Source organism: Candidatus Megaera venefica (assembly GCF_034554655.1).
Classification (GTDB): domain Bacteria; phylum Pseudomonadota; class Alphaproteobacteria; order Rickettsiales; family Rickettsiaceae; genus Megaera_A; species Megaera_A venefica.
This window is the reverse complement of the sequence record NZ_JARJFB010000061.1, coordinates 1-10345: the sequence shown is the minus strand read 5'-3', so window position 1 is coordinate 10345 and position 10345 is coordinate 1. Positions and strand designations below refer to the sequence as shown.

At 34.6% G+C, this 10345-nt stretch carries 9 protein-coding genes and 1 pseudogene; 8 read left to right on the top strand and 2 right to left on the bottom strand.

What is annotated here, in order from left to right; genetic code table 11:
- Window positions 1-328 (bottom strand): transposase (locus tag Megvenef_RS04670; protein ID WP_322776028.1); only part of this gene is annotated, 328 nt, incomplete at its 3' end.
- Window positions 329-592: 264 nt separating this feature from the next.
- Here Megvenef_RS04670 and Megvenef_RS04665 point away from each other — a divergent pair.
- The gene (locus Megvenef_RS04665) at window positions 593-2731 is read left to right on the top strand and encodes a RelA/SpoT family protein (RefSeq protein WP_322776823.1); all 2139 of its coding nucleotides are present in this window, start codon (window positions 593-595) and stop codon (window positions 2729-2731) included.
- Window positions 2732-2749: 18 nt separating this feature from the next.
- Here the strand turns inward: Megvenef_RS04665 and Megvenef_RS04660 are convergent, their stop codons facing one another.
- On the bottom strand, window positions 2750-3646 hold the full coding sequence (locus Megvenef_RS04660) for a cation diffusion facilitator family transporter (protein WP_322776822.1): 897 nt from the start codon (window positions 3644-3646) through the stop codon (window positions 2750-2752).
- Between the two features lie 267 nt (window positions 3647-3913).
- Here Megvenef_RS04660 and acpS point away from each other — a divergent pair, with 267 nt between their 5' ends.
- The 7 genes and pseudogenes from acpS to Megvenef_RS04625 all read left to right on the top strand — a co-directional run.
- Window positions 3914-4300: a holo-ACP synthase gene (gene acpS / locus Megvenef_RS04655; protein WP_322776821.1), complete on the top strand. Its 387-nt coding sequence runs from the start codon at window positions 3914-3916 to the stop codon at window positions 4298-4300.
- 166 nt (window positions 4301-4466) lie between these two features.
- A pseudogene (murC, locus tag Megvenef_RS04650) lies at window positions 4467-5882 on the top strand (UDP-N-acetylmuramate--L-alanine ligase); the annotation flags it as partial.
- 163 nt (window positions 5883-6045) lie between these two features.
- Window positions 6046-6939, top strand: a complete 894-nt coding sequence (murB, locus tag Megvenef_RS04645; protein WP_322776820.1) for a UDP-N-acetylmuramate dehydrogenase — start codon at window positions 6046-6048, stop codon at window positions 6937-6939.
- A 52-nt stretch (window positions 6940-6991) separates the two neighbouring features.
- Window positions 6992-7972: a D-alanine--D-alanine ligase gene (locus tag Megvenef_RS04640; protein WP_410519761.1), complete on the top strand. Its 981-nt coding sequence runs from the start codon at window positions 6992-6994 to the stop codon at window positions 7970-7972.
- Window positions 7973-8088: 116 nt separating this feature from the next.
- Window positions 8089-8760 carry a cell division protein FtsQ/DivIB gene (locus Megvenef_RS04635; protein ID WP_322776818.1) on the top strand — a complete coding sequence of 224 codons (672 nt, stop codon included), beginning with the start codon at window positions 8089-8091 and terminating at the stop codon, window positions 8758-8760.
- A gap of 75 nt (window positions 8761-8835) precedes the next feature.
- Window positions 8836-9933: a sodium:solute symporter family protein gene (locus tag Megvenef_RS04630; protein WP_322776817.1), complete on the top strand. Its 1098-nt coding sequence runs from the start codon at window positions 8836-8838 to the stop codon at window positions 9931-9933.
- Between the two features lie 84 nt (window positions 9934-10017).
- Window positions 10018-10345: transposase (locus tag Megvenef_RS04625; RefSeq protein WP_322776028.1), on the top strand; the 328-nt coding region annotated here is incomplete at its 3' end.

Below are 10345 nucleotides of genomic sequence, written 5' to 3'. Positions count from 1 at the left end.
CTTCAGACACATCAAGATCTTGCTGCAAATATTCATAACCACAAAAATATTGCCAATAAATATTTTCCTTTAGCTCTTCCTCCGTAAACGAATCAGAACCGTTGTACATAGCTTGAAGCATTGATAGTGCTAGCATTACTCTATGATCTTTCTTATTTCTACCAAATTGCTTGATTTCAATGTTAGGCAATGCTCTGGCTTCAAGTTCAGACCAATTTACTAAATCCCTTAGTTTATATAACTTGTTTTTAGGATTTAGTTTTGTAGATAATTTCTCTTCAAATAACCTTTCTTGTTTTTGGAGAAAAGTAATATTTTCTATAGGCATAATTTTAAAATCCGTAAGCTTTATGCAGTAATTATACCATTTTCTTATGGATTTTGTAAGCTGTTTATGACATGAAACCCCTTGTTAATTCAGGCGGGGAGAGTTTTGACGGAGGGACTAGTTATCCAGAAAATGTAGAAAAACGAGTGACAGGATAGCATGTGGAATCTTATGCTTTTTTACTATAGTATTAAATAAATCACCAAATCAATGTGTTTTAACTAATGCCAGCTTAATAGTTAAAAATCAACTGGAGTAATTTTTGTGGATCATCAAGAGGTAATAGATAAATATAAATCTTATGGAGTAAAGCTTGATGAAGTAGTGGTTAGAAAAGCAATTGATTTTGCTGTTAAGTATCATGGTTCTCAAAAAAGAGCTTCTGGAGAGCCGTATTATTATCATCCTCTTCAAGTAGCTGAAATCATAGCTCAAATGAGATTAGACTCTGATTCTATTGTAACGGCTATATTGCACGATACAATTGAGGATACTGACCTGACTATTGAATGTATTGAAAAAAACTTTTCCAAAGATATTGCTAAATTAGTAGATGGCGTTACCAAGCTAACCAAGATTGAATTTAAGGCTGATAATGTTCGTCAGGCTGAGAATTTTCGTAAATTATTACTTGCAATGAGTGATGATATAAGAGTTTTGTTGATCAAGTTAGCCGATCGATTACATAATATGCGTACCATCGACTTTATCAGTAAACCTGAAAAAAGAGAGAGAATTGCGCTTGAGACTATGGAAATTTATGCTCCTTTGGCTGAAAGGATAGGTGTTCAGCAGATCAAAGGAGAGTTGCAGGATATATGTTTTCGAGTTCTTCATCCAGAAGTAAGAAAGTCAATTTTGAACCGCTTTGATAGTATCGAGAGTGGTAAAGAGAATTTTGTTGATCAAATCGTCCAGCAGATAAAAAATACTATTTCTACCAATGGTATGGAAGCAGATGTTTCTGGTCGTAGGAAAACTCCATATTCAACCTGGATGAAAATGAAACAAAAAGACATCGGCTTGGATCAATTGTCTGATATTGTGGCATTTAGGGTAATTGTAAATTCGGTTGAGGATTGTTATCGTGCCCTTGGGATAATTCATAGCGCATACAAAATGGTACCAGATAATTTTCAGGATTTTATTAGTACACCTAAAAATAACGGATACCAATCGCTTCATACAGTAGTAATTGGACCATTGATGCAGAAAATTGAGATACAGATTCGTACTAAAGAAATGCATGAAATAGCTGAACTTGGTGTGGCTGCTCATTGGCGATATAAGCAGGGGCATGTTGATCATGCGGACGGCAAGAAATATACCTGGATTAGAGAATTACTAGCTATTTTGGATCAAGACGCGGCTCCAGATGAGTTTATACAAAATACTAAGCTTGCGATGTACTATGATCAAGTATTTTGTTTTACTCCAAAAGGGAAGCTTATTGCTTTGCCTAATGGTGCAACGACTGTTGATTTTGCATATATGGTTCATTCAGATATCGGGAATTCATGTGTCGGAGCAAAGGTTAATGGTCGAATTGTACCTCTTAGGACGCAACTTGTGAATGGAGATCAGGTAGAAATAATTACTTCCAAAAATCAAACAGCTTCTCCTTCATGGGAAAAATTTGTGGTTACTGGAAAAGCAAGAGCTGAAATTAAAAAAACAATTCGGGCACAGCAATATGATCAATATGTCAAATTGGGACATAATATTATCAGTAAAGCATTCAAAGTTGCTTCTGTTGAGAACGAAGCTAAAGCTCTTGAAGTTGCTACTAAATTTTTTGATAAAACAAAAAATGATCTTTTCTTTGCGATTGGTGAGGGAACAATTACCAGAGAAGAAGTGGTAAAACAAGTTCAACCAAAGAAAAGTAGATTAAGTTCTACTTTTTCGTTGCTAAAGTTTGGTAGGAAGAGATCCCCAGAGGATAAGCAGGATAATTCTGTACCAATTAAGGGGTTGATTTCCGGCATGGTTATGCATTATGCAAAATGTTGTCATCCTTTGCCTGGTGATAAAATTGTTGGAGTTATACATACTGGAAGTGGTGTGACCATCCACACTTCAGATTGTGAAATGCTAAATAATTTTGCTGGTATGCCAGAGCGAATAATTGATCTGACATGGGATAGCAATACTTCTAATATCCCTTTTGTTTGTAGGATTACTTTAATTCTTTTGAACGAATCAGCTAGCTTGTCTGTAATTTCAACTGAAATTGCTAGAGATGGGGGCAATATTACTAATTTTAAAATTACTAGCCGTAATCCAGATTACTTTGAAATGAATTTTGATATTGAAGTTAATTCAGTTGAACACCTTGAAAAGATTATTAATTCTCTGAGGACGAAAAGAGTAGTTCAAAATGTCCAGAGGGCTAAATATTAAAAAAGATTGTTTTGGTTGTTAGCAATCGAGATCTATACATTCATCATATTCAATTTGGATAGTTGAATGCTCAATATCGAATTTATCATGAAGTATTTCCTTTGTCTTTTTAAGTATTTTGGAGTAATCATGCTCCTCTTTTGCTAAGTTAATGTGCAAAGTAATATAATTTTTGCCCGTATATAATGACCAAATATGAAAATGATGAATATTTTTTATTTCTGGAATATATTTTTTAATTTCATCAATAATTGTTTCAGCTGTTAATCCGCTTGGGGCACCTTGCAATAAAATATGGCCGGAGTTAATAATTAATCTATATGTGGCTTTCAATAATAGTAGGGAAACAAATAGTGATAATAGGGGGTCGGCAATTACTTTGCCGGTAAATATTATAACTATTCCAGCTGCAACTGCAGCCAAAGAACCAAGTAAATCACTTAAAACATGAATAATAGCACTTTTAATGTTCATGTCCTCATGATTTCCTTGGCGTAAAATAATAAAAGAAATGGAATTTACTATTAAGCCTAATGCACCTATATAAAATAATATATGGCCGTTGATAGGAGTAGGGTTGTATATCTTATTAATTGCCTCATATATAATCCATAATGTTAGTGCTAATAAGCTAATTCCATTTATAAAAGCTGCTATAACTTGGAATCTATGATAACCAAAAGTTCGTTGGTTATCGGCAGGTTTTTGGGATATAATTATGGAGAACCAAGATAGAAATAGTGCAAAAGCATCGGCGAACATATGACCTGCATCAGCAAGTAAAGTAAGGGAGCCGCTGAGCACACCTCCAATTACTTCCACTATCATAAAACTTACAGTAATAAATAATGAGCATAAAAGAAGCTTACTGTTTGTAGCCGATGCGTCTTTAGGGTTATGAAAATGATCCGACATAAATTTACACTTTTTAAAATAGCTATATAATCTATTAAAGATCTTACAACTAATATAATGTTAAAAAAAGAATGACAAATATAAGCTACAATAGTTACTTGAAATAAGTTTAGTCGTTGTAATATCTTTATCAAAATCCTAACTGAAAAATTGGGGTTAAAGAGTTAGGAAAAAATAATAAATGACAAAACCTATCCGGATTAGCTTTACTTGAAATAGCATCAAGGCTATTTTGTAACAACATAGTTAACTATATTAGAGTTTTCATTGAAAAATAAAAAGATAATCGGTATCGGGACTGACATAGTTAACGTTAAGAGAATAGAAACTATATTTAAAAAATATGGGGATAAATTCCTGAGCAAAAATTTTCATGAATTGGAGATTGTGGATTTTAAAAATTTGCCAGAACATAAAAAACTAGGTTATTTAGCAAAAAGATTTGCTGCAAAAGAAGCCATAGCAAAAGCTTTGGGTTGTGGTATAGGAGAGAATTTGGCATTCGTTGATATTGCTGTTACTACGAATGAATTTGGTGCTCCTAAGGTAAAAATAGATTGCAAAAAGAATTTGGATATTAGTGAATACGATATCCATGTTTCTTTATCAGACGATCAGCCATTTGCAGTTGCATTCGCAGTAATTACTAGTTAATATTGACCGGTATTATATTAAAGCTCATTTTTAACGACACAATGAATTCTGTCGATTTCCTTTAGGTTCGCGTATAAGCATATGCTGCGCAAAGCCGTCATGAAATTCGTTTGTCTAATTTAATCTGAGATCTGATAGGAATCAAAATTTATGAGGGCTAGAGCAGATGTTACTACTTGAACTTAAGAGAAAAAGAGGAACATTAGATACAATTCATTTTGTTGGTATTGGTGGTATTGGCATGAGTGGGATTGCCGAAATTATGTATAACCTTGGCTATAAAGTGCAGGGTTCAGATTTATCGGAAAGTCACAATACTAAGAGGCTGCAAGAAAAAGGTATTAGGGTTATTATTGGACATGAAAAGCAAAATGTAAGTAATGTATCGTACGTTGTTATCTCTTCTGCCGTAAAGTCGGATAATCCTGAAGTTGTAGCAGCAATAGAAACTAAGATCCCGGTAATTAGAAGAGCTGAAATGCTTGCGGAACTGATGCGTTTGAAGTGTTCAGTAGCAATTTCTGGTTCACATGGAAAAACTACTACTACTTCGCTAGTGGCATGTTTATTTGAAGCTGCTGGTCTTGACCCAACAGTAATTAATGGTGGGATAATTAATAATCGTAGTACAAATGCATATTTAGGAAAAAGTGATTACTTGGTAGTAGAGGCAGATGAATCTGATGCAACATTTATTAAGATTCCCTCGACGATAGGTATTATCACTAATATCGATCCTGAGCATATGGATTACTATAAAGATTTTGATACTTTAATATTAGCATTTAAAAGCTTTTTTAGAAACTTACCTTTTTATGGTTTTGGCGTTGCTTGTATTGACCATCCAGTTGTTAGGAAATTAGTGGAAGAAGTAACAGAAAGAAGAATTATAACTTACGGAATTGATTCAGCAGACGCTCATATTATAGCATATAATATTAAATCTGATACTTATTCTTCAACATTTGATATTAAATTTCAATTGCCAAGTTCAGTTGGCGTAACAACAATAGAACATATAACAATTCCAACACCGGGAAAACATAATGTCTTGAATTCATTAGCAGCTATTGCAGTGGGTATTGAGCTTGATTTCGGTATAAAAGTAATCAAAAACGGATTCAAAGAGTTCCAAGGAGTTAAAAGGAGATTTACTAGAGTAGGGCAATATAAAGGTGCAGAAATAATTGATGATTATGCGCATCATCCAGTTGAAGTCGCAGCAACATTAGCGACAGCACGAGTTATTGCAGATAGTCGCGCTGCTCGTGTGATTGCTATCTTTCAACCCCATAGATATTCAAGGCTTGAGAATTTATTTCTTGAATTTTCTAAATGTTTTGGTGACGCTGATGAAATTTATATTATGGATGTCTATGCAGCTGGCGAGTTGCCAATTAAAGATATTAGCGGTGAAAATCTAGCAAAATCTATACAAAAATTAGGAGCTAATGCAAAGTATTTAAGTATGCATGATGATATTCCTTCAATTATTAGAGATACTGCCAGAGGGGGGGATTTGTTTGTAATGATGGGCGCTGGAAGCATTAGCACATGGGCCAATCAGTTGCCAGAAAAATTAGATTTATTTCAAAATTCCACTTTAGAAGGTGATTTGGGTGTTGGTGCGACACTCGAATCCTCACGTGCATTTAAAAGCGCTCCAGATCTACGGCTTTCCGATTCTCCTGCAAATTCCTCTTCTATGACTAGTTTGAAAAAAATCCGTTGGTGAAATAACTTTTATGAAATTACCACTTGTTAGGGGAAAATACAAAGAGAACTACAAGCTAGCTCACTTGACATGGTTTAAAGTTGGTGGAGCTGCTGATGTATTATATAAACCAGTCGATGAAGATGATATAGCAAATTTCCTGAAACAAAACGGTGGTAAATTGCCCGTGACCGTTATTGGTGCTGGTTCAAATATAATCATTAGAGATAGAGGTGTTGAAGGGGTTGTTATTAAACTTGGTAGTGGTTTTACGGAAATAGAAATTTTACCTGAGGGCGACCTTATAGTTGGAGCGGCTTGTTTGAATTTTAATCTAGCTAAATTTGCCCAGGCAAATGGTATAAAGGGGTTCGAGTTTTTGGTAGGTATTCCAGGAACAGTCGGCGGAGGGGTGGCAATGAATGCTGGATCATATGGCTCAGAGTTTAAAGACATAGTGAAATCGGTTTATGCGTTTGATAAGATTGGTGCCCAAATGCAAATTCCACTTAAGGACATTGGTTTTGATTACAGAAAAAATTCTCTGCCAACAAATCTAATATATACAAAAGTGGTATTTCGAGCTGACAGAGGAGATCCTAATGAAATTAAATTGAAGATGCAGGATATAAATAAAAAAAGAGCTGAGACTCAGCCTATTACTGAAAGAACTAGTGGGAGTACTTTCGCCAATCCAGAGGGGAAAAGGGCTTGGGAGTTAATTGACCAGGCTGGACTTCGAGGGATGCGAATAGGTGATGCAGTGATATCTGAAAAACACTGCAATTTTATGATAAATCAGGGGAATGCTAATGCTTCTGATATAGAGCAATTGGGTGAATTTGTAAAAAATAAGGTCAAAGATCATAGCGGTATTGAACTTAAATGGGAAATTAAGAGAATAGGAAGAAATGAAAAAATTTAACACGATTTACTTTGCAAAATCGAAGGTAGTCGATTGCTCCCAAAAAGATAGTATGATTCTTGATAAATATGTAGAAAAAAATGGTCAAGAAGTCGATAAATTTAAATTAAATGTCATCATTGGTAAAAAGTTTGTTGTCGTTGTTGGTGGCGGTATGTCTGCTGAAAGGGAGGTTTCTTTCATGTCCTCTAATGGGATTGTGAATTCTCTATTGGAGCTAGGGCATTTTGTAGTGTTTGTTGATATGGGAGCCGATATTTCGTACGTTTTGCAACAATTGAACCCAGATGTGGTATTTAACGGTCTGCACGGTACATACGGTGAAGACGGCTGTTTGCAAGGGGTACTTAATATTCTACGTATTCCATATACAGGCCCAGGGGTTCTTGCTTCCGCAATTGCGCTGAATAAGAAAAAATCCCATTTTATTTGCAAAGCAAACGGGATCAACGTGGCTAAAGCAATATTTGTTAGAAAGTCAGATAATATAAAAAACGATCCAATGCCTAGGCCATATGTAATAAAACCTTTGTTACAAGGTTCAAGTATTGGCGTTGAAGTAATATTTGAAGAAGATAACTTCAGTTTTGCAAACTATGAATTTGAATATGGAGACGAGATTATTGTCGAACAATATATCAAGGGTAGAGAAGTGCAAGTTGCGGTCTTAAATGGTAAAGCAATGGGGGCGCTTGAGATAAAATTGTTAAAATCAAAACGTTTTAATGATTACCAGGTTAAGTATAGCCCTGGTTTTTCTGAGCATTTACTTCCTGCTCCTATACCACAAGATGCATATAGTAAAGTGTTGGAAATATCAGAGTATGCTTGTCGCGTGTTTGATTGTGACTCGGGTATAATGAGGGTAGATTTTATCTATAATGAAAAAGAAGATAAATTTTATTTACTTGAAGCGAATACCCTCCCAGGTATGACTTCAATGTCTATGTGTCCAGAGATAGTGGCGCTTAAGGGGATTTCATATGTCCAGCTGGTTGACCGAATTCTTAGTGGTGCGCAATTCGAAAAATGAAAAATAGAACGAATCGCACTTCAACTAAAGTAAATATTTCTTTTCGAAGGAGGCTTTGGGCTTGCTACCATCGGGTTGCTTTGCTATTAAAGATATTTATAGTACTATTTGCTGTTGTGTTTTTTTACACTAATGTACTCGATAATTACAAACGTATAGCTCAAAATTGGTTTTTCGGGTTGTCAGCAAATTATGGTTTTATTTTAGAAAATATAATAGTTGAAGGTCAAAAAAATACTCCACTAAAAGAAATAGTTGATTCATTGATGGCAGATAAGGGAGTGCCTATTTTTGCCATAGATATTCTAGCAGTAAAAGAAAGGCTAGAAGAGAATATGTGGGTAAAAGCTGCGGTGGTAGAAAGAAGATTGCCATCAACAATATATATTGCGGTAGTAGAACGTACCCCAATAGCAATTTGGCAATTTGAACAGCGTTTATACCTGGTTGATTCAGAAGGAAATCGCATTTCTGCATATAATGGGAAGGAGTTTGAAGGTCTTTTACATGTTGTAGGTCAGGATGCCAATATTTATGCCCAAGTTCTGCTTGATGAGTTAAACAAATATCCTAATTTAGCAGCAAAGGTAAAATCCGCGGTGAGATATGGGCAGCGTCGTTGGAATCTTAATTTCAAAGAAGGAATTACTGTAAAGATGCCAGAAACGGGCTTTATGACGGCCTATGACTATTTAAATTCTCTGGATAAAAATAACAAGTTATTTAACCAAAGTTACAAAATGTTAGATCTCAGAGATGCTAACAAATATTACTTAGAAAAAAATTAATATTTGTGCTTGCAAGTAAATTTTTCATGAGTTATCTTCGGTATTGATTAATGTGAACTTGAAGTTGAATAAATTATGAAATTTGATATAGATATCGCCATTGTTTTTGGATTTTTGTTTATTAATCTTATTATCGGACTGTTCTACGGAAGAGGAGTTAAAAATATCAAAGATTATGCGCTCGGTGGACGAAATTTTAGCACGGCCACATTGACTGCTACGATCATTGCAACGTGGATTGGTGGTGATAACTTTGCATTATATTTATCAGAAACATATACCCACGGTTTATATTTTATATTTTCAGTCTTTGGAGCGTTTTTAGCATTTTTAATTACTGGTCATATTTACGCGCCTAGGATGGCGGAGTTCCTTGGTGATTTGTCTATTGCTGAGTCGATGGGTAAATTATACGGTAATAATGCTAGAATTATAACCTCTTTGTGTGGTTTTATACTAATGATTGTTGTCGTATCAATACAGTTTAAAATAGCTTCTACACTTCTAGGTCTATTAATAGGTAGTTCTGGCATACATACAACAGTAGTAAGTGCAATTATTGTGATTATATATTCTAGCTTTGGCGGAATAAAATCTGTAACATTTACTGATGTTATTCAGTTCTTTACTTTTGGTACAGTGGTACCAGTTATAGCGCTAATTGTATGGTCGGGGATAGATGATGCTGATATTGTATTTAATACTATACAGACTAATCCATTATTCGATTTAGGTGAATTGTTTGATTATCGGACACCAAAATTTTGGAGCTTCTTAAGTTTAATGTTATTGTATATAATACCTGGTTTTGATCCGTCTACCTTTCAAAGAATGGCGATGTCGCGAAATATTAGCCAAATGCGTAAGGCCTTTACATACGCAGCAGTAGCTGTCTTAGTTGTTCAATTACTAATTTCTTGGATTTCAGTTTTAATTTTATCAAAAAATTCTGGGCTCGATCCTAACAATCTATTTGCTTATATCTTAGAAAATTATTCATTCACTGGGCTAAAAGCGATGTTTGTTGTTGGTGTTATGACAATGGTTATGTCGACAGCTGACTCTTGTCTTAACTCTGGTGCTGTAATGTTTTCACATGATATAGCATCTAATTTAAAATTTATTAAAAAAGGTAATGAGTCCCTCCGTCAAAACTCTCCCCGCCTGAATTAACAAGGGGTTTCATGTCATAAACAGCTTACAAAATCCATAAGAAAATGGTATAATTACCGCATAAAGCTTACGGATTTTAAAATTATGCCTATAGAAAATATTACTTTTCTCCAAAAACAAGAAAGGTTATTTGAAGAGAAATTATCTACAAAACTAAATCCTAAAAACAAGTTATATAAACTAAGGGATTTAGTAAATTGGTCTGAACTTGAAGCCAGAGCATTGCCTAACATTGAAATCAAGCAATTTGGTAGAAATAAGAAAGATCATAGAGTAATGCTAGCACTATCAATGCTTCAAGCTATGTACAACGGTTCTGATTCGTTTACGGAGGAAGAGCTAAAGGAAAATATTTATTGGCAATATTTTTGTGGTTATGAATATTTGCAGCAAGATCTTGATGTGTCTGAAG

Bases quoted from the DNA above. Each gene is read 5' to 3' on its own strand.
- Megvenef_RS04660 (WP_322776822.1), bottom strand. From the start codon at position 3,646: ATGTCGGATCATTTTCATAACCCTAAAGACGCATCGGCTACAAACAGT.
- murB (WP_322776820.1), top strand. From the start codon at position 6,046: ATGAAATTACCACTTGTTAGGGGAAAATACAAAGAGAACTACAAGCTA.
- Megvenef_RS04640 (WP_410519761.1), top strand. From the start codon at position 6,992: ATGATTCTTGATAAATATGTAGAAAAAAATGGTCAAGAAGTCGATAAA.
- Megvenef_RS04630 (WP_322776817.1), top strand. From the start codon at position 8,836: ATGAAATTTGATATAGATATCGCCATTGTTTTTGGATTTTTGTTTATT.